Source organism: Pseudomonas sp. BAY1663, from assembly GCF_000582595.1.
In the GTDB taxonomy this organism is placed as follows: Bacteria; Pseudomonadota; Gammaproteobacteria; order Pseudomonadales; family Pseudomonadaceae; genus Stutzerimonas; species Stutzerimonas stutzeri_AF.
Genome location: NZ_AZSV01000022.1, coordinates 15,294 through 33,432, shown reverse-complemented (window position 1 = coordinate 33,432; position 18,139 = coordinate 15,294). Strand labels below are relative to the sequence as shown.

General features: G+C 65.6%; 17 protein-coding genes. 7 read left to right on the top strand and 10 right to left on the bottom strand.

The features are described 5' to 3' along the window. Positions 1-29 precede the first annotated feature (29 nt). The 8 genes from BAY1663_RS08790 to cpaB are packed head-to-tail and all read right to left on the bottom strand — an operon-like array spanning position 30 to position 7,679. Positions 30-293: a DUF3613 domain-containing protein gene (locus BAY1663_RS08790; RefSeq protein WP_037039612.1), complete on the bottom strand. Its 264-nt coding sequence runs from the start codon at positions 291-293 to the stop codon at positions 30-32. A 44-nt stretch (positions 294-337) separates the two neighbouring features. After that, on the bottom strand, positions 338-1,234 hold the full coding sequence (locus BAY1663_RS08785) for a tetratricopeptide repeat protein (protein WP_256206628.1): 897 nt from the start codon (positions 1,232-1,234) through the stop codon (positions 338-340). A gap of 5 nt (positions 1,235-1,239) precedes the next feature. Beyond that, on the bottom strand, positions 1,240-2,130 hold the full coding sequence (locus tag BAY1663_RS08780; RefSeq protein ID WP_037039611.1) for a type II secretion system F family protein: 891 nt from the start codon (positions 2,128-2,130) through the stop codon (positions 1,240-1,242). Then, positions 2,130-2,978: a type II secretion system F family protein gene (locus BAY1663_RS08775; protein ID WP_256206627.1), complete on the bottom strand. Its 849-nt coding sequence runs from the start codon at positions 2,976-2,978 to the stop codon at positions 2,130-2,132. The genes BAY1663_RS08780 and BAY1663_RS08775 overlap by 1 nt, the downstream gene beginning before the upstream one ends. Before the next feature lie 51 nt (positions 2,979-3,029). Next, positions 3,030-4,277 (bottom strand): CpaF family protein, encoded by a 1,248-nt coding sequence (locus tag BAY1663_RS08770; RefSeq protein ID WP_037039605.1) that lies wholly within the window; start codon positions 4,275-4,277, stop codon positions 3,030-3,032. Next, complete coding sequence (locus BAY1663_RS08765; protein WP_128576179.1) at positions 4,274-5,434, bottom strand: pilus assembly protein; 1,161 nt, start codon at positions 5,432-5,434, stop codon at positions 4,274-4,276. The genes BAY1663_RS08770 and BAY1663_RS08765 overlap by 4 nt, the downstream gene beginning before the upstream one ends. Before the next feature lie 16 nt (positions 5,435-5,450). After that, positions 5,451-6,704 (bottom strand): type II and III secretion system protein family protein, encoded by a 1,254-nt coding sequence (locus tag BAY1663_RS08760; protein ID WP_037039601.1) that lies wholly within the window; start codon positions 6,702-6,704, stop codon positions 5,451-5,453. An 18-nt stretch (positions 6,705-6,722) separates the two neighbouring features. Then, positions 6,723-7,679 (bottom strand): Flp pilus assembly protein CpaB, encoded by a 957-nt coding sequence (gene cpaB / locus BAY1663_RS08755; RefSeq protein ID WP_037039599.1) that lies wholly within the window; start codon positions 7,677-7,679, stop codon positions 6,723-6,725. Between the two features lie 319 nt (positions 7,680-7,998). On the opposite strand from cpaB, the gene BAY1663_RS08750 reads away from it, so the two are divergent. Together BAY1663_RS08750 and BAY1663_RS08745 are read left to right on the top strand one after the other, a co-directional pair. Further along, positions 7,999-8,190 (top strand): Flp family type IVb pilin, encoded by a 192-nt coding sequence (locus tag BAY1663_RS08750; protein ID WP_037039596.1) that lies wholly within the window; start codon positions 7,999-8,001, stop codon positions 8,188-8,190. Positions 8,191-8,265: 75 nt separating this feature from the next. Continuing rightward, the gene (locus tag BAY1663_RS08745) at positions 8,266-8,643 is read left to right on the top strand and encodes a response regulator (RefSeq protein ID WP_037039593.1); all 378 of its coding nucleotides are present in this window, start codon (positions 8,266-8,268) and stop codon (positions 8,641-8,643) included. A 233-nt stretch (positions 8,644-8,876) separates the two neighbouring features. Here BAY1663_RS08745 and BAY1663_RS08740 read toward each other — a convergent pair whose 3' ends face one another. Together BAY1663_RS08740 and BAY1663_RS08735 are read right to left on the bottom strand one after the other, a co-directional pair. Beyond that, positions 8,877-10,577, bottom strand: a complete 1,701-nt coding sequence (locus tag BAY1663_RS08740) for a ShlB/FhaC/HecB family hemolysin secretion/activation protein (RefSeq protein WP_037039590.1) — start codon at positions 10,575-10,577, stop codon at positions 8,877-8,879. Between the two features lie 169 nt (positions 10,578-10,746). Continuing rightward, positions 10,747-12,885 carry a hypothetical protein gene (locus BAY1663_RS08735; RefSeq protein WP_128576177.1) on the bottom strand — a complete coding sequence of 713 codons (2,139 nt, stop codon included), beginning with the start codon at positions 12,883-12,885 and terminating at the stop codon, positions 10,747-10,749. Between the two features lie 235 nt (positions 12,886-13,120). On the opposite strand from BAY1663_RS08735, the gene BAY1663_RS24635 reads away from it, so the two are divergent. From BAY1663_RS24635 to BAY1663_RS24630, 5 genes are all read left to right on the top strand, one after another. Further along, complete coding sequence (locus BAY1663_RS24635; protein ID WP_177325804.1) at positions 13,121-13,729, top strand: hypothetical protein; 609 nt, start codon at positions 13,121-13,123, stop codon at positions 13,727-13,729. Further along, the gene (locus BAY1663_RS08725) at positions 13,648-15,762 is read left to right on the top strand and encodes a pilus assembly protein TadG-related protein (RefSeq protein ID WP_128576175.1); all 2,115 of its coding nucleotides are present in this window, start codon (positions 13,648-13,650) and stop codon (positions 15,760-15,762) included. The genes BAY1663_RS24635 and BAY1663_RS08725 overlap by 82 nt, the downstream gene beginning before the upstream one ends. 25 nt (positions 15,763-15,787) lie before the next feature. Continuing rightward, positions 15,788-16,321 (top strand): TadE/TadG family type IV pilus assembly protein, encoded by a 534-nt coding sequence (locus tag BAY1663_RS08720; protein WP_037039586.1) that lies wholly within the window; start codon positions 15,788-15,790, stop codon positions 16,319-16,321. Between the two features lie 167 nt (positions 16,322-16,488). Then, entirely contained in the window at positions 16,489-17,334 is an 846-nt protein-coding gene (locus BAY1663_RS23540; RefSeq protein ID WP_164838442.1) for a GGDEF domain-containing protein, read from the top strand. Beyond that, positions 17,247-17,924 (top strand): EAL domain-containing protein, encoded by a 678-nt coding sequence (locus BAY1663_RS24630; protein WP_256206631.1) that lies wholly within the window; start codon positions 17,247-17,249, stop codon positions 17,922-17,924. The genes BAY1663_RS23540 and BAY1663_RS24630 overlap by 88 nt, the downstream gene beginning before the upstream one ends. Positions 17,925-18,139: the final 215 nt, after the last annotated feature.

Below are 18,139 nucleotides of genomic sequence, written 5' to 3'. Positions count from 1 at the left end.
CCCGCTATTCATACACCCGGCCTTGACCTTCAGCGCTGCACGCTATCCCCGACATCCTCTTCGAAGAACTCCGGAATCGGATGTTTGAAGCTCTCCAGCCAGCGCTGCAGGACCAGTTCACGCTCGGCTGGCGTCGCCTGCTGTGGATGCCTGGAAGCCGCGCCACCCTCGCGCTGCAGCTGCAGCCAGGCGTCGCTCGTCGTCGGCACAGCGGCAACCAGCCTCCCACCCTCGTCAGCAGCCGCCCCCAGCGACAACAACAGAACGCCCCCCCCAATGGCTCGTTTCAGCATTTCATTGTCTCCTCATTCAGAACCACGAAACCTATTCCGGCGGGTTATTCGATACCGGTGATCGGTACCACCTGGCGTACGGGGGCCGACTGTACCTGTTGCACCCCGCTGCGGGCCGGAGGCAGCGCAGCGGAAGACGGCTGCGCAACGCGGACGACCGATGGCCGTGGTGCCTCGGCATTCGCCACCGCCCTGGACGGCACGGCAACCGGAGCCGGCGCCATGGCCGTCGCCGGCTTGACCGGCGCCACGGTGGTGGGCCCCTTCGCGGCGCCCGGGGCATCCTCTTCGCGCAAGCGCAGCGCGCGCTGCTCGGCCTCGCGAAACTGCGCCGGCGTCAGTTTGCGGCGACTCACCAACTCGCTGGCCTGAGGCCAGCGATTCTGGTACAGCAACAGGGTCAGCAGGTTCTCCGCCGCCCGGTTGTCGCGCTCGTTCAGCTCCAGCGCAGTGACCAGCTCGAAGTGGGCCTCCGGCAATTGGCGCAGGTTCAGGTAAACCACGCCGAGGTCGTTGCGCATGGCATCGTCGGTCGGCACTAGGCTGACGGCGCCACGCAGGTGTTCCAGCGCTTCGTCGTAGCGCCTGGCACTGGCGGCCAACTGCCCCAAGCCGTGATGGGCCTCGGCTGTCAGGCAACTGCCGAGCAACCCGCGGTACAGCCCTTGCGCTTCGCTGCGGCCCAACAGGCGCAGGATACGCGCCTTGCGCAGGCGGGCCTCCGGCAAATCGCCCGGCAGCCGTTCAAGGTTGGCCAACGCCGCATGCAGACGACCGCCCTCGAACATCTCCTGGGACAGGTTAATGGCCAGTTCCTGATCATGGGTCAGCGGCGCGCAGGTCGAAGGCGACGACGATATGCGCTCGATCAGCCAGGGCGAGCCCGAGGGCCCGCCCGCACATCCGGTCAAGGTTCCGATGACCAACAGCAAACCGCTCAATCGCCTCATCCTATTTCTCCCAAGGCCCGGATAATCGCTATGAAACCCGGCCCTGCCAGTACGATCAGCAGGGCCGGAAAAAGAAAGGTGATCATGACCACGGACATCTTCGCCGACAGCTTGGAGACCTTTTCCTGCAAGGCGCTCATGCGTCGATCGTCGATCAGCCGCTTCATCGTCAGCAGCGAAGCCATGGCGCCGCCCCCCTGCTGGATCAGTTGCTCGAGGATCACGAAGCAATCGGTGACCTCATCCACATCGACCAGTGCAGCCACATAGCGCAGCTCCTGGCCCAATTCGAGGCCGGCATCGACCCGCTGCAGGGCCTGCTGCAGCTCGGCAGCCAATTCGGGAAGAATCCCCTGGCCCTCGGCGGCCAGCACGCGCAACGCCTGCTCGACGGTCATGCCGACTTCGAAGAGGATGCGCAGCAGCGGGATGGCCGTGGAAATCTCTAGGGCCAGACGCGCCTGGCGCGCCGCGGCCGCCCGGGCCAGAAGCCGCTTGGGCACCAGGTAGCCGATGCCCAGGGCGAACAGCGGCGCCAGCCAGGCATGCTGCTGCGCCCCAGGCGCCAGCCACCCGGCAAGAACGGCCAGGCCGGCCAGCAGCAGCGGCAGGCCGAACTGGATGACCAGGAACAGGGTGCGCTGACGCGCCTGCCGCCAACCCAAGCGGTCGAGCAGTTGGCGCACCTCCGGGTCCAGGCTGCGCGCGCGGCGGACCAGAGAGCCGCTGTCGAGTTCGTGCAACAACCGCGCACCGCGCGCCACGCCGCCCACGCCCAGGCGCTCCACCACCTGGCGGCGGTGCCAGTGCTGACGCAGGATATTGCTCACCAGCAACACGGCGGCGGCCAGCAGCAGTGCCACGCTGAGAATCGTCGGGCCGTTCATCAGACACTCCTCTGCATGCGCCACAGCAGGAAGCTGCCGGCGGCCTGCAGTACGAAGGCGGCCAACAACACCAGCTTGCCGGTAGCATCTGCCCACAGGCCGAGCAGGAATGCCGGGGTGCTGATGAAAATGTACGCAGCCAGGGAGACCGGTAGGCCGGCCAGAACCAGCGCCGAGATGCGCGTCTCGCCGGTCATCGCCCGCAGCTGGCGGGCGGCCCGCTCGCGATCGCGGATCATGCCGATAAGATTCTCCAGCAGCTCGCTGGCGTTGCCGCCGTAGCGCTGGTTGACCCGCACGCCGAGAGCGAGGATGCGGAATTCGTCCTGCTCGTAGAGTTCGGCGAAGTCGTCCAGAGCCTCGTCCAGCGGCATGCCCCGCTCGATATTGCGGCGGCTGCGGGCAAAGCCCGCGTGCAGTGGCTCGACCGCATTCTGCATGGCCAGCAGGACGCCGTCGCCCAGAGTGCGGCCGGACTTCAGGCTGCGGATCACATGATCGAGGAACGGCGGCAACTGTTCGATCATCCGCCGTACCCGCTGCCGGTAGCGCCAGGCCAGGTAGGCGCGCAGTACCAGGGGCGGCAGCAGCGCCATCGCCAGCAACAGCGGCCAGTTGCCACCGAGCAGGGCACTTAGCACCAGGCCTGCCAGCCAGCTCGTCAACCAAGCGCCCAGGCGGCGACCATCCACCTGCAGGCCGGCGCGCAGCAACGCGCGCTCCAGCCGCTGCCGGCCTGCGTCACGTGCCACGGCCGGCTGTGCGTCGGTCAGCCGCTGCAACACCTGCTCCGAGCGTGCCTGGCGCCAGCCGCGGCGCAACAGGATACTTCCCGCTGCCAGGCTCACCAGAGCCACCAGCCCATCACTGCCATCATTCGCGTTCCTCCTTGTGCGGCCCTAGCTATCGCTGCGCAGCTTTTCCCCGGCAGGATTCACTGCCTCGCGCAGGAAGCCGCCGCTGCCGCGCCGCTCCAGACGGAACAGCGTGTTGGTGACGTACTGGCCCTCACGCAGGCCAACCACTTCGAGGACTTCACTGACGCAGCGGCGGCCGTCGGCCAGACGGGTCAGCTGGATCACCAGATCGATCGCCGCACAGACGGTCTGACGCAGGGTGCGCTCTGCCACCTGCACCCCGGACAGGCCCACCAGCGTCTCCAGACGCAGCAGGGCGTCGGTCGCATTGTTGGCATGCACGGTGCTCATCGAGCCGTCGTGACCGGTATTCATCGCCGTCAGCACGTCGAGCACTTCAGCACCGCGTATCTCGCCGAGGATGATGCGGTCCGGGCGCATGCGCAGGGCGTTGCGCACCAGATCGCGGGCGCTCACCTCACCATGGCCATCAGCGTTCGGCGGCCGTGTCTCCAGGCGTACCACGTGATCGTGCTTGAGCTGCAGCTCGGCAGTATCCTCGATGGTGACGATACGCTCGTGAGCGGAGACGTTCTGGCTGAGCAGGTTGAGCAAGGTCGTCTTGCCGGTCCCGGTACCACCGCTGACCAGGATGTTGCAGCGCCGCGCTACCGCCATGTCGAGGAATTCGAGGATCTCCCTGCTCAGCGAGCGCGAGGCCAGCAGGTCGGCGCTCTTGAGCATATCCTTGCGGAATTTGCGCACCGACAGGCAGGGGCCGTCCAGGGCCACCGGCGGGATCACCGCATTGACCCGGCTGCCATCGGGCATGCGCGCATCGACCATTGGCGAGGACTCGTCGAGGCGCCGGCCGACCGGCGCCAGGATACGCTGGATCACCCGCTGCAGATGGCGCTCGTCCATGAAGCGCAGGTCGCTGTGCTGCAGCACGCCGTTACGCTCGACGAATACCCGTTGCGGGCCGTTGACCAGAATCTCGGTCACCGAGGCGTCACGCAGCAGCACCTCCAGCGGGCCGAAGCCGACCAGTTCGTCGACCAGTTCCTCGCCCAACTGGTCCATCTCGTAGCGGGACACCGCCAATTGGCGGTTGCGTACGTAGTCGCCGACCCGCTCGGCGACGAACTGTGCCAGCATCTGCCGGGTGCCATCCAGCAAGTTATGCCCCTCATCTTCGAGGGCGTCGATGATGTGGCGATGCAACGCCGCCTTCAGGCTGCGGTTGCCGAGAGACGTCTGGCCGGCGCCGAACAAGCGGCCGCGGCTCATGCGAACCGCCCCAGCAGATACGGCAGCCAGCGGCGCACGGGCGTGCCCGCGCCTTGCTCGACCAGCCGCTCGATGGCGCGGGTCAGGGCATCGCGCGGCGCCAGGCGGGACAATGGCCGTCCTTGGTTGAGCACCCGCAGACGCAGCGGTGCCGACCCCGGCAGGCTGGCGGCCAGCGGCAACTCGAAAGTACGCGCCAGGGTCGTGGCATCGGGCGCCACCCCGGGGATGTAGCGATCCACCAGCAATGCTGCCCCGTCCAGCTTGATGCCCTTGCCCTGCCAAGCCTGCAACTGGTCAAGGTTACGCCGGCAGGTAGAAACCCCCTGGTCGACGTACCAGTACAGGCGCTGGGCGTTGTTGATGCAGGTACGCAGGGCATCGCTATCAGGCTGCCCGCAGAGGTTCAGGACCACATGGGCGAAGCTCTGGCGCAGAGCGCCAAGCAACAGGTAGAGTTCAGCCGAAGTGCTGGCGGCCAGGGGCTCGTCGCCACCGCCCAAGGGCAGCACGCGCAGGCCGCCAGGGTGACGGCAGAAAGCACTGTCAATCAGATCGCTATCCAGACGCCGCAAGTTACGCAGGGCATCGCCGAAGCTGAAGGTGGATTCGACCCCCAGCAGATCCAAGCTTTCCCCGCCCAGCATACCGAGGTCGACCAGCAGAACATCCTGGCTACGGGCCTGGAGGCCGAGCGCCAACTGGCTGGTCACCAGCGCCGCGCCGGCGTCCGGCTGCACGCCGTAGAGCAGAGTCAGCCCGCCCTGCTCGCGATGCGCCGGCAATTGCGGCAGGCGCTGGATGAGGCGTCGCACCAGGCCCAGTACTTCGCTGCTGCGCAGGCCGTAGGAAATGAAGTCGCGGGCACCAGCGCGCATGGCGGAGATCACCAGCTGGTTGTCGAAGCCATCGCCGATGCCGACCACCGCCAGCATCGGCCGTGCCTCCAGCAGTCCCTCGACCAGTGCGCACTGGCTCACCATGCGCTCGCGGTCGATGCCGACGAAGACCAGGCTGGCACCGGTCACTTCGATCAATCCGAGCAGTTCCTCCAGGTGGTCCGGGGACTTCAGAACCTGCCCCAACGGGGTCAGGGTCTCCTGCAGCCAGACACCATCGTCCACGTTCTGCGCGGCGGCGAGAAAAGTGTATTCCATGCTCAACTCCCGCTCCTTACCACGACAAGCCATTGCGGCGATCGAAGCTGCCATCCTCGAACAGCAGCAGATCCAGCACGCTCGGGTCGTACTGGCGCAGCTTCTCGCCGGGCAGCTCCGGGACCTGGCTGTCGGCGGCCAGCGGCTGTACCAAGCGCGGCGTGACCACCATCAGCAGTTCACGTTCCTCGCGATCGATGCGCGAGGAGCGAAAGAAGGCGCCCAGCACCGGCAGGTCACCGAGGCCCGGCAGCTTATCCACCGCCGAGGTGTTGCGCGCGCTGATCAGGCCGCTGATGACGAAGCTCTCGCCATCGGCCAGGGATACCGTGGTATCGGTACGCCGTACGTTCAACGCGGGCACAGTGGTGCCCTGGATCGTCACACCATTGTTGAAGTCCAGCTCGCTGACCTCCGGCGCCACCTTCAGGGCGATGCGCTCGCGGGCGACCACCGTCGGCGTCAGGATCAGACGCACGCCGAATGCCTTGTAATCGATGGTCACCGAGTCGCTGCCGCTGCTCGGCACCGGCACCGGAAACTCGCCGCCGGCCAGGAAGCTGGCGCTCTGACCGCTCAGCGCCACCAGGCTGGGGCGTGCCAGGGTATAAGCAAAGCCGCTGTTCTCCAGTGCATTGAGTACGCCGAGGAACTTGCTGCTCCCGCCGCCCCAGACGATGTTGAAGCCATTCGGCGACAGCGGCAGCGCAGCGCCCGGCGTCATACCATTGACCCCACCGACCGGTACACTGTCGGGCGTGCTACCCGGCGAGCCGAACAGAAAATTGTTGGACTGGGTGCCGAAGATGTTGATGCCGACTTCCTTGAGCTTGCTGCGGTTGACCTCGACGAAGCGGATATCGGTCTGCACCTGGCTGGGCAATTCCGGCTCATCGTATTGCGGCAGCACCGGCCGGGCCACCGCGTGGGTCGCCACGCCCTGCACGAAAACCATGCTTTGCCGCGGCTCAGGCGAGCAGGTGGTCCATACGCTGACGTTGGTCGCACCGCCCTTGCGGCCGATCAGTAAAAAGCCGTTGCGATTGGTCAAGCGTACGTCGGCGACTTCGGGGTCGCCCACCGCCAGGCGTTGGATCGGCACCGGGAAACGCAGCTCGCGTTGCATGCCCTGAGCGACTTCCAGCACCGCGGGAGCTGGCTGCAAATCGCCGCAGGTGGCCCGTGCAAAGAGCGGCAGCGAAGCGGCGGCGAAGCCGCCCAACGATGTCACGAGCAGGGTCGCGGACAGGGTTCTTCTTGCGTGGTTCATCTTCCGCATCCTTGCCAATCAGGGGGTTTGCCGGGACACGTCAGTCCCGCGGTAGACCTGGACTGCCATCGCCCGAGGACGGACCAGACCGCTCTGCGGCTGGCGTGCCTGGCGCAAGGCAAGCTTCTCGAACTGGAACAGCTGGCGCTTGAGCTCCTCGACGTCACTCGCCAGGGGCGCGCCGGCATAGTAGTCGGCGAGCAAGTGCTCATCGGCGCTACGTACCGCCAGACGCAGGACGCCGACCTGCGAAGCGAGCAGGAAACGGCTCAACAGCTGCTCGGGCACGGCCAATACCGCGGTACGCGCGGGCTCCTTGCGCCGCGTCACACGTTGCTCCTTGTCCTCCTCATGCTCGGCTCTCACGGCCGGCTCGCCGGTATTGGTGGCACCAAGCGCCTCGCCGAAGCTGAGCACGCGCAGAGCGGGGATCACTACCTGCGCCGTCTGGTCACGGTTCTTCTCGCTCTCGCGTAGGTAGAGCATCACGTCTACGTAGTCGCCAGGCGCCAGGTGGCCGCCGCCACCTACCACGTCGTCTACCGCAATGGCCAGGGCACGCTCCTGCGGGCGGATCATTCGCGCCAGCGGCCCGCCCATCTCGAAGGAGGCCGCGTTCAGCATGCTGCCGGCCGGTAGCTCGCGCCACAGGGTACGGCCGAGCAGCTCCTCGACCCTGGCGAAGCTGCCCGGCGGGGCGATGCGCAAGTGCTCGACCGCCAAGTCCTCAGCGACGATGGGCACCAGCGGCTTGAGATCGCGGGCCAGCACCACCACGGAATTACGTCGCTCCTCCTTGAGGCGCGCCTCGACGCGCTCAGGTATTTGCGTCACATCCGCCAATGCAGGCGGTTCCAACTGGGGCTGGAGTGGCGCCGGTTCGGACTGGCGCGACAGTCTCACGCCCCAGTACCCCGCGACGAGCGCACCGACCAGCAGGATGCCGGCCAGCAGCAGGGTAAATCGACTACTCATGACGGCGTTCTCCTTACGACCGTGAATGGCGACATCCGCCCTCTCCCACCCTCCACTTCCCGGCTCAGCGGAAAGATGGCGACGGATGTTGGCAGGGGATACAGCGAACGGAAAATCGATGCGACGAAGGAACTCCGACGCACGAACTAATCGGGAACGCTGTATCCAACAGTCATCCCCAACGGTGCAGCGAATTAGACCCAAAGTAATTGGCAACGCCCATCGCACAATATGCTTAATGCTTTATCTATATATGCGGAAAGTGCACTCAGGGATAACATGCCGGGCAGACCATCCTCCGTCGAAAAGGACCATTCAGATGCAAGGCAAGATCATTTCCCTTTATTACAGAATTCAAACTTTTCTGCGCCGCGAGGAAGGCGCATCGGCGATCGAATATGGAATCATCGCCGGCTTGATCGCAGTGGCTATCATTACTAGCGCTGGACTGATCGGAGATAATCTCGCGGATGTATTTGACAGAATTCAGAAAGCGCTGAAACTGGGTTGAGCGATATCGACGCATTCACGCTAGTTTGAGCTCGCCAGGCGCCTCGCCACGCCTGGCTCATTTCATGAGCCCATCATGACGACACTGCTGCTGGTCGATGACGAAGCGGAATTTCTCACTGAACTGGACGAGCTGCTGACCGGCTGCGGCTTTCATTGCCTGTGCGCACCTAGCGTCGAGGCTGCGCTGGCATTGCTCGAACAGCATGACGATATCGCCTTGATCATCAGCGACCTGCGCATGCCCGACGCCAGCGGCCTGAGCCTCCTGCAGCGGCTGCGCAACGGCCCTCGCGGCTCCACCCTGCCGGTCATCGGCATGTCCGGCCACGCCGACATGCACGACGTCATCGGCCTGTTCCGCCTGGGCGTCGTCGACTTCCTGCCCAAGCCCATCTACTACGAACACCTGTTCACGGTTCTTCAGCGCTTGTTCCCGGATAGCAATTGCTGAACCCTCCACGCGCCGCAGTCGTGCGATAGCTCTTTTCGTATGGTCATGAAGATCGGGCATTCCAGCGAGTTGGCCGCTGCATGCCCTCGCGTGCGCTCCATGGCCTGACCACGAGGGTACCGAACAGCCCTCTTTCCCGGCAGAAGGAGGGCCCCATCGGAGCTACAGCCGGGCACTGAGCCAACCGCCCTCCGGACCATGCGTCTGCTTGTCCGCTGCGGTGCAAACAGTACCTACAACCAATAACTCAGGGTGAAGCCTACTCGAGGCGCACGGTCCCCGCTGTCGATCGCCCGGTCGCCCAGCGGCCTGGCCGCTTCCAGCGCAAGGTTGTAGTGCCGCCGGTCACCAATGCGTACCCCCAAGGCGAACGAGGACAGCTCGGAAGAAGCGCCGTCGCGGTTGTACCAGGCACGCGCCGCATCCAGCGCTGCATATGGCTGTACCAGGCGCAGCCAGTTGCCGTCATAAGCGAAGCTGCGGTTCAGTTCATAGCCCAGGCCCCAGCCCTTGTCGCCTCGCGCTTGGTCGTCCGGGTAGCCGCGACCGAAGTTGCGGTCGCCAAACAACACCTGCTCGCTTTCCGGCAGGGTATCGCCGGACCAGTAGAAGGCGCCGGACAGCACCCCCTGCCAGTTCCCACCCAGCTGGTCGCTCTGCAGGCCAGAGAGACGCAGACGCTGGAAGTCGAGGTCGTGGTAGCTGCGCACCTTGTCGCCCAGCACGCGCACCTCACTCTCGGCACCCAGTCCATCGATACCCTGATAGAAACCGGCACTCAACATACGCAAGCGTCCGGCATCGACCTGGCGCCAATCACCCTCCAGCGCCAGCACCCGCACCCGGCTTTCCAGCTCCACGGCCTTCTGAACCACCGGCAGAGGCGACAGCCGAGCGTAGTCACGTTTGTCCTCGACGGCGTACAGACGCGCCGTGCCGTTGAGCGTTTCCCGTGGGCTGGCCAGAAACGGATGGCTCAACCCCAGGGAAAGGCGGTCGTTGCGACGGCTCTGCTCGGTGCTGGCACCGCCGATCGCCACCAGATCCTTTGGGTCGCTACGGTAGGTGGAGGCAAATGCCTGCACGCGAGTGCCTTCGTCGTCGACGAACTGGCTGTAGTCCAGGCGCGCGTATCGCTCGTTGTCCTCGCCCGGCGGGGCCAGGACGCTGACGCTCAATTGCTCGCCCACGCGGGTCAGCGAGTTGCTGCTCACACCGATCACCGCCTGCAGGTCGTCCTGGCTGTCGTCGGCAAGGCTGGCTGAAGCGGCGAACGGCCGCAGTGCCGCCTCAGTGACCAGGGTAACCGCACCGTCGGTGGTGCTCGGCGGGGCGATACTGGCGCGCACGGTCATACCCGGGATTTGCGCCATCAGCGTGGTGTAGCGCTCGAAGGATGCCTTGCGCAGCGGGCGCTCGCCGATCAGCTTGGCGGCCAGTCGGTCGATGTAGGCCTGGGAACGGCCAGCCTTGCCACGCACTTCGTGTGCACTGATATACCCCTCGACCAACACTACCCGGACCTGGCCACTGTCCAGGTTCTGAGCGGGAACGTAGGCATAGGACAACGCGTAGCCGTCCGCCTGGTAGCGCCTTGTGATGTCTTCGGTAACGGCCAACAGCTCGCGCAGGGCCACCTTGCGGCCAATCAGCGGCTCGAACAGCCCGGCGATCTCCTCGAAGGGATAGACGCTGCCACCTTCGATCTGCACGTTGCGCAGGTCGATCGGCAGGCTCATTGGCAAACGCTGCTGGCGCGGTGCGGACAACTGCGCGTCAGGAATCCGCGGCCGGTATTCCTCGGCCGGCAGGTTGGGCGCGGGCAGCACGCTGTCCACGTCGTTGCTGTTGAGGAATGCGGGAGAATCGGCCCAGGTCGGAGCCGCCGCCAACAGGAGCAGGGATGGAAGGAAACGGGGGGAGCTTGGACGCATGTTGTGGACTCCATGACCCGCGCCCGGAAGCTGCTCCGGGCACGGGCCAGCACAAACGGGACGTTCCGGAGGGCCAGCACATGCGGCGGGGCCGCCCGGAAGGAAAAGTACGCAAGCGCCGACGCGACACCCATGGATCATGGGGGCCGCGTCCGGGCGTCAAGAGGGTTCAGTTCTGGCTGGCGCCACCAAGACCACCGAGCAGCCCGCCAAGCAGTCCTCCGTTGCCGGCCTGGGTGTCCCCAGTCAGGCCACCGGCAAGTCCACCAACCAGACCGTTGACGGTGCCCAACACCGGAGTCAAGGCGCCCTGCTCTCCGACCAAGCCGCCCACCAGGCCGCCGACCGGGGCCAGCGTGCCGCTCGGTGCAGTGAGGTTGTCCACCAGGCCGGTCACCGGAGCCAGCGCGCCGCTGGACGGATCGACCAGGCCGTTGACCAGGCCACCGACCGGGGCCAGGGCGGTGCCGTTGGTCAGAGTGCCGAGCGCACCCTGCACGTCGCTGATAGCGCCGCTGCCTTCGCCACTACCACCGCCAAGGCCGCCCAGCAGAGCGCCCGTGGTGCCGCCTGTCAGCCCCCCGAGCACTCCCTCCGCACCACCGAGCAGGCCGCCCTCACCACCCGTCAGACCGCCGAGCAGGCCACCCTCGCCGCCCGTCAAACCGCCGAGCAAGCCGCCCTCGCCGCCCGTCAGGCCTCCGAGCAGGCCGCCCTCGGCACCGGTCAGACCGACCAGTAGGCCGTTGACGGTACCGACCACCGGACTCAGAGCGCCTTCCTCTCCGACCAGACCACCCACCAGACCACCAACCGGGGCCAGGGCGCCGCTCGGTGCGGTGAGGTTGTCCACCAGGCCGGTCACTGGCGCCAGCGCACCGCTGGACGGATCGACCAAGCCATTGACCAGACCACCGACCGGAACTAGTGCCGTGCCCTCGGTCAGCGTACCGAGCGTACCCTGCACAGCACCGATGGAACCGCTGCCGTCGCCGGCACCGCCGGCCAGGCCGCCGAGCAAACCGCCCTCACCACCAGTCAGGCCGCCAAGCAGGCCATTCTCGCCCCCTGCCAGTCCACCGAGCAGCCCACTCTCCCCACCTACCAGCCCGCCGAGCAGGCCACCCTCTCCGCCCGTCAGGCCACCGAGCAGGCCGCCCTCGGCACCGGTCAGACCGACCAGTAGGCCGTTGACGGTACCAACCACCGGGCTCAGCGCACCTTCCTCACCGACCAGGCCACCTACCAGGCCTCCAACCGGCTCCAGAGCACCACCCTGACCAGTCAGCCCCTCGACCAGGCCGGTCATCGGCGCCAGCACGCCACTGGCTGGATCGACCAGGTTGTCCGCCAGCGCGCCCACCGGGGCCAGCGCCGTGCCGTTCACCAGAGTGGAGACTGTGCCCTGCGCGTCGGTGATGACACCAGAGCCCGTCTGGCCGGAAGCCAGGGTGGTGGTCACGCCATCGACCAGGCCGTTAACCCCGCCTACCACGCCACCGACAGCATCGGTCACCGGTGCCAAACCGAGCCCACCAACCACCCCGTTGACCGTGCCGAGCACCGGGGACAGTGCGCCCGACTCGCCGAGCAGGCCGCCCGTCAGGTCGCCGACCGGCTGCAGCGCACCACCCTGTCCGGTCACCCGATCCACCAGGCCGGTCACCGGCGACAGCAGGCCGGAGCTCGGGTTGGCTAGCGTATCGACCAGATCGCTCACCGGCGCCAGGCCGCCTTCACTGCCGGTCAGTTGGCCCACAGTGGTCTGCAGTTGACTCACGCTGCCGCTGCCAACGCTACCTTCGGCCAGCACACCATTAACGATACCAACCACTGGCTGCAGAACGCCGTCGCTGCCGATCACGCCCCCCAACAGATCGCCGACCGGCTGCAAGGCGCCACCGCTTCCGGTGAGGTTGTCCACCAGGCCGGTGACCGGGGCCAGCAGGCCGCTCTCAGGATCGACCAGGTTGTCCACCAGATCCGAGACCGGGGCGAGCGGAGAGCCCTCCACCGTGCTGCCTACCAGATCCTGTACATCGCTGATGGTCCCGCCAGCGAGCGGATCGCTACCATCGTTACCACCACCATCTCCGTTGCCGCTGCCATCCCCATTGCCGCCGCCACCGGAGCCGTCGCCATCACCATTGCCGCCCCCGCCGTTGCCATTACCCGGATCGACCGGGGTCGAACTGCTCGAATCGCTCACGTAGTACTTCTTGGTGGTAGCGCTGCAACCGGCCGCCATACTGACCGAAAGAATCAGGGCCAGGGCCGTGCAACTGCTTAGCGTAATGCTCTTTTTCATGTGCTCATCCTAGAACAGTGCTTGAAAACGCCCGAAAACATCGGGCGAATCTACGCAACATGAAAAACAATGAGCCAATGACGAGACAATTATTCTTTTACGACTATAGCCATTGCCGCACCGAATAAACCATAACGACTATTACATTGAAACTAGCGCCATATATATCCTAATAACTATATACAAGTAATTATTTACATCGCGCCCACCGAGCAAGGATCATATAGTTCATTACATGGAAATATCGCTCGCACGGATGTATGCCACGGTGAATAAAAAGTCGCTCAGGACACAATCCGGCGCCACCTCGATCGAGTTCGCCTTCTTCTTCGTCCTGCTCTTTTTTCTGTTCTACGGTCTGCTCGGCTACAGCATGCCGCTGTTGCTCGCCGCCACCTACCAAGAAGTGGCGGCCGACGCATTGCGCGAAGCCATTCGCCATCAGGACCTCCAGTTGGGCGACCCCATCCTCCTGCAGGCCAGCCAGCAGGTTCGCGTCCGTCAGGTCATCGCTGACTCCTGGCTGCCCGCCGACTGGTTCGCCTCCTGTAGGGGTTACCCAGACGGTCCGCTGCGGGTCACGGGCGACCTGTGGAGCGTCTGCCTGCGCCACGACAATCCACGCAGCATCCTGCCGCCGCTCTCCCTGCTCGGCTGGGAAGTGCCGCAGTTACCCGAGGAAATCCGCGGCGAAGCAGCATCCGCATCCGCTGATCCCTCCCGAGCTTGCCCACCCACCGACCAGACGAGGACCCTCCCCCCATGCGCCGCCCCAACGACCATGGCTTTCCCGGTAGGCAACGAGGCGCCTTCAGCATTCTGTCGGCCTTCGTTCTGCTGCTAGCGCTAGGCTTCCTCGCGCTGGTGCTCGACAGTGGTCGCCTATTCCTGGAAAAGCGCCGTCTACAGAAACTGGCGGACAGCGCAGCCCTGGAAGCCATCACGCGTCTGCCGCAGGGCGATTGCGCGGCTGCGTCATCACAGGCGCTGCAATACGCCAGCGAGAACGCCGGGCGGAACGGTTTTTCCACTGGCGCAGAGGGGCATACATTGACCGTCCAGTGCGTGACCCTGCAAGCCGCCGGCGGCCTGCGCAACGCCGTGCCTGCCGCCAACGGCCGCGCCGTCCGCGTTGAGGTGACGCGGCGAGTGCCGAGCAGCCTGGTGATGCGTACCTCCGTGCTGTTCTCCCCCAGCAGCCCGGAGTGGATCACGCTGGGCGCCAGTGCCGTGGCCGAGCGCAGCGAGCCCGGCGCCAGCTTCAGCGTCGGCGCCCAGTTGCTGCGCCTAGACGGCGACAAACTGCTCGGCCGACTGCTGGCCGCCGCCGGCCTCGACCCACGGACCCTCAGCGTGCTCGACTCCGAAGGGCTGGCCAACGTCGCCGTCGCCCCGGCCGGGTTGCTGCACGCCCTGGGCGTCGACCTTGGCATCGATCAGCTCAGAGCCCTGTCGCCCCAGGGCCTGGTCGAGCTAGTCGATACCCGCATCGGCCTGCTTGGCCTCGACGAGCTGCTGGATCTGTCGTTGCAGGTGGTTTCCGACTCGGTGCTCAAGGCCAAGCTGGCCCTGCTGCGCCAGGACATTCTGCGCAACCCGATACTACGTGATATACGAGTAAGGCTACTTGGAACCCCCGATACCCCCGGCCTGTTGTCCATCGAGTCGACTCCGGACGGTCAGGTCGGCCCGGCACTGGATACCCGGGTCAAGTTGGGTGACCTGCTCAAGACAAGCCTGCTGCTCGGCCTGCCGGAGGAACAGCGGGCGCTCAAGGTGGACGAGATCAGCCTGCTTGGCCTGGCGACCGTCAAGGTCGGCATCGTCGAACCACCCTCCATTGGGGTCGGCCCGGTGGGCACCACGGCGTTCAACGCCCAGATCCGCGTCCTGGTCAACGTCGACACCGACGGCGCCACTCTGGTTGGGCCACTCACCAGCCTGCTCGGCATTCGCATCAAGCTGCCGATCATCCTCGACCTGGTCAGCTCGACCGGCACCTTGGACGCCGTCGACTGCCAGGCGCCTAAGCCAACGGCCAGCATCCGGATGCAGTCGCAGCTGGGCAATCTTTGCGTGGGCAGGATGCCCGCCGACGCCCTCTGGGCCACCCGGGCAAGCTGCGCCAGTAACGTTGCCGACGAAAACCTGATCCGACTGCCCGGCCTGTCCGTTCCGGGCAAGATCGTCCTGCCCATCCTGCCATCGAACGACGAGGACGTGACGCTGACCGTCGGCGAGACCGTCTCGACCGAGGTCAACCACCTGCCCATCGGCACCCTTGTCGCGGACCTGACCCGGGAACTGCTGGAGCTGCTGAAACTCAAGGCCAACGCCAGCAGTCGCGACAAGCTGCTGGCAGACGCCGCGGCGGACGTGGCCGACAGCTATCTGGCTCTGGCGGCGCTACAGCCCACGGCGGCCGGCCAGTATTCATCCGCCGACCTCAACCGGATACGCGAACGCCTGGAACACGACGGCTTCGACTGGGATCGCCCGGGAGGCCTGCTTGGGCTGGGCACCCAGACGGTCATGCAGGAATGGCGCAGCAACGTCGGCAACCGTTGCTCCGGCACCAACAAAGCCGCCGCCTGCGTACGCGGCGAACTGGTCAAGTCCCTTCAGCAAAACAGCCAGAGCGGCCTGCTCGACGGGTTGCTGGGCAGCGTACTGGGGCTGCTGCAGAACCTGCTCGGCAATACCGTGCAACCACTGCTGGCCGAGCTGCTGACCCCCGTCGTGCAACTGCTGGAGCCGCTGCTCGACCTGGTCGGCAGTGCCCTGAGCAGCCTGCTGGCCGGCCTTGGTCTGGAACTCGGCCGTACCGATGTCGAACTCCACGCGCTGAGCTGCGGCATTCCCAGGCTGGTCAGGTAACCCCATGCCCAGTAGAGCTATTCCCATGTCCAGTCGGCAACACCAGCTCGGCGCGGTCGCCATCGAATTCGCGGCGCTCTTCGTGTCGTTCTTCGTCACCTTCTACGCCATCCTGGCCTACAGCCTTCCACTGCTGCTCACCCTCTCCTTCAAGGAGATCAGTGCCGATGCGGCGCGGGCGGCGATCAAGGTGGATCCCGCCCAAGCCCCTGCCGACTATGTCGCTGCCATCGACCGCGAAGTGTCGCGCGTCGTCGAAGCCAGTTGGCTGCCCGCACAGTGGCGCAACGGCGACTGTCCACCGCCGGGACCAGGTAGCTGGCAGCGGCTGCCGGCAACCAGTGGCACCGCCTACGGTCACCTGCGCCTCGACGACAGCCGGCCGGAGGACGGCCGCCTGCTCCTGCACGTCTGCCTACAACGCAAGTACAACCGCGATGGCCCAGCCAGCGAGGCGATGATCATCCCACCCCTGCGGCTGCTGTCCTTCAGTATCCCTGACCTGCCGGAACACGACGGCGAGACAGTCCTGCGCGGACGCACCGTGATCCGCCTTTAAAGCTCTTCCCGCAAACCATGTGGCCGGCCCCGCACGGACGCGTCGTCTCAGACCATCCGACTAGGACCAATTACATATGTACGCGCCCCCTCCCGGCAGATTTACTAGGCACATGCGATACCGACGGTCGAGCACCCGGTATGCCGCCTGCCCCGGAGGACGCCAGCATGCCCGCCAGACTCCCCAGCCGTCACGCACAGCTCCCAGCGCCAACGGAAGCGGCGCTCGACCTGTCGCTGATAAGCGCCGTCAGTATCATCCGAGACATTGCCCCCGACCCCCTCCAGATTTACGGGCACGGTGGCCAGGAACCAAGAGCCGCCACCCCCCTGCCCACGCCCACCCGGTTTTGCCAAGCCCTGCAACGAATGATGACCTACAGCCAACACGATCTGCGGCATCTGGCGCTGATCTGCATTGACCTGGACAACTTTCGAGAGGTCAATGACGACCATGGCCAGGAGGCCGGCGACCGCCTGCTGGTCATGGTCGTCGAACGCCTGCGCCATAACCTGCGCGACACCGACTTGCTTGCCCGGCTGGACAATGATCGTTTCGTCGTGGCATCCCCGCTACCGGAAGGACGCCTATTGCCGCGCCTGCTCGGTGATCGACTGCGTGGCTTGTTCGACGAGCCCTTCGAAGCCGGCGGACTATGCCTGGAGGTGAGAGCCAGTCTAGGCATCGCCATCCACTCGGGCATCGCTACCACCGCGGAAAAGCTACTGCACGACGCCACCCTGGCCATGCACCAGGCCAAGGCCGAGGGCGGCAACATCCTGCGCTTCTTCCGCAGCGAATTACGCCAGCGGGAGGAGCACGTGTACAAGACCGTCTCCCGGTTACGTCGGGCCGTAGAGCGCGGCCACCTAGAAGTGCACTACCAGTTGCAGTTCGAACTGAACGAAACCCACCGACCCTCGGGCTGGAGGCTCTGCTGCGCTGGCGCGACGGCGATGCGGGGCTGGTTCCGCCCGAACGCTTCCTGCCGCTGGCAGCCGAATACGGCTTGATGCCGGTTATCAACCGTTGGCTGGTGCGCCAGGCCTGCCGGGACAACCGCACACTGATCGATGCCGGTCTTCTCGATGTGCCGGTGGCAATCAACATCTGCGCAGACACCCTCCTGCGTGATGACTTCCTCGCCTCGGTCCGGCAGGCGCTGGAGGAAAGCGGCCTGCCGGGAGAACGCCTGGAGGTGGAAATAGTCGAAAGCACAGCCCTCCATGACCTGAACCAGGCTGCGCGCAGCATTGGTGCACTCAAGCAACTCGGCGTGAAGATGGCAATGGACGACTTCGGTACCGGCTACTCCTCGCCGGCCTTGCTCAAGAGCTTGCCGTTCGACCGGATCAAGATCGACCGCTGCTTTATCGCCATGCTACCCGACAGCCCGGTCGATCAGGCTATCGTCCAAGGCATCCTGAGCATGGCGCGCAGTGCCGGCATGCAGGTCGTCGCCGAAGGCATAGAACACCCCGCCCAGCTGGACTACCTGCGCCAGCGGGGCTGCGCCTTCGGCCAGGGCTTCTGGTACGCTCGGCCGCTGCCGCTGGCCGAGCTGCACCAGTACTTGACGGCGGCTGCCAGCCCGCTGCCATAGCGACCGGGGCCGCCGACGGTACCCTGCCGTCGGCAGGCAAACCCGCATCGCGCCACCATCGAGCACTCAATCGGAATGCACAGGTGCGTGTCTGCACCCCATCCGCCCTGGCGGAAGGTACAGTTCGCGTATCAGCAATACGCAACGACCGGCCACGAAGATCCTTGTCACTTGTCATGGCGAACATTTCAGCCCAACGAACAGCGCACCGGCCC

Excerpts from the sequence above, each read along its gene's own strand:
- BAY1663_RS08790 (WP_037039612.1), bottom strand. The coding sequence starts at position 293 with ATGCTGAAACGAGCCATTGGGGGGGGCGTTCTGTTGTTGTCGCTGGGG.
- BAY1663_RS08780 (WP_037039611.1), bottom strand. The coding sequence starts at position 2,130 with ATGAACGGCCCGACGATTCTCAGCGTGGCACTGCTGCTGGCCGCCGCC.
- BAY1663_RS08770 (WP_037039605.1), bottom strand. The coding sequence starts at position 4,277 with ATGAGCCGCGGCCGCTTGTTCGGCGCCGGCCAGACGTCTCTCGGCAAC.
- BAY1663_RS08765 (WP_128576179.1), bottom strand. The coding sequence starts at position 5,434 with ATGGAATACACTTTTCTCGCCGCCGCGCAGAACGTGGACGATGGTGTC.
- BAY1663_RS08760 (WP_037039601.1), bottom strand. The coding sequence starts at position 6,704 with ATGAACCACGCAAGAAGAACCCTGTCCGCGACCCTGCTCGTGACATCG.
- cpaB (WP_037039599.1), bottom strand. The coding sequence starts at position 7,679 with ATGAGTAGTCGATTTACCCTGCTGCTGGCCGGCATCCTGCTGGTCGGT.
- BAY1663_RS08750 (WP_037039596.1), top strand. The coding sequence starts at position 7,999 with ATGCAAGGCAAGATCATTTCCCTTTATTACAGAATTCAAACTTTTCTG.
- BAY1663_RS08745 (WP_037039593.1), top strand. The coding sequence starts at position 8,266 with ATGACGACACTGCTGCTGGTCGATGACGAAGCGGAATTTCTCACTGAA.
- BAY1663_RS08740 (WP_037039590.1), bottom strand. The coding sequence starts at position 10,577 with ATGCGTCCAAGCTCCCCCCGTTTCCTTCCATCCCTGCTCCTGTTGGCG.
- BAY1663_RS08735 (WP_128576177.1), bottom strand. The coding sequence starts at position 12,885 with ATGAAAAAGAGCATTACGCTAAGCAGTTGCACGGCCCTGGCCCTGATT.
- BAY1663_RS24635 (WP_177325804.1), top strand. The coding sequence starts at position 13,121 with ATGGAAATATCGCTCGCACGGATGTATGCCACGGTGAATAAAAAGTCG.
- BAY1663_RS08725 (WP_128576175.1), top strand. The coding sequence starts at position 13,648 with ATGCGCCGCCCCAACGACCATGGCTTTCCCGGTAGGCAACGAGGCGCC.
- BAY1663_RS08720 (WP_037039586.1), top strand. The coding sequence starts at position 15,788 with ATGTCCAGTCGGCAACACCAGCTCGGCGCGGTCGCCATCGAATTCGCG.
- BAY1663_RS23540 (WP_164838442.1), top strand. The coding sequence starts at position 16,489 with ATGCCCGCCAGACTCCCCAGCCGTCACGCACAGCTCCCAGCGCCAACG.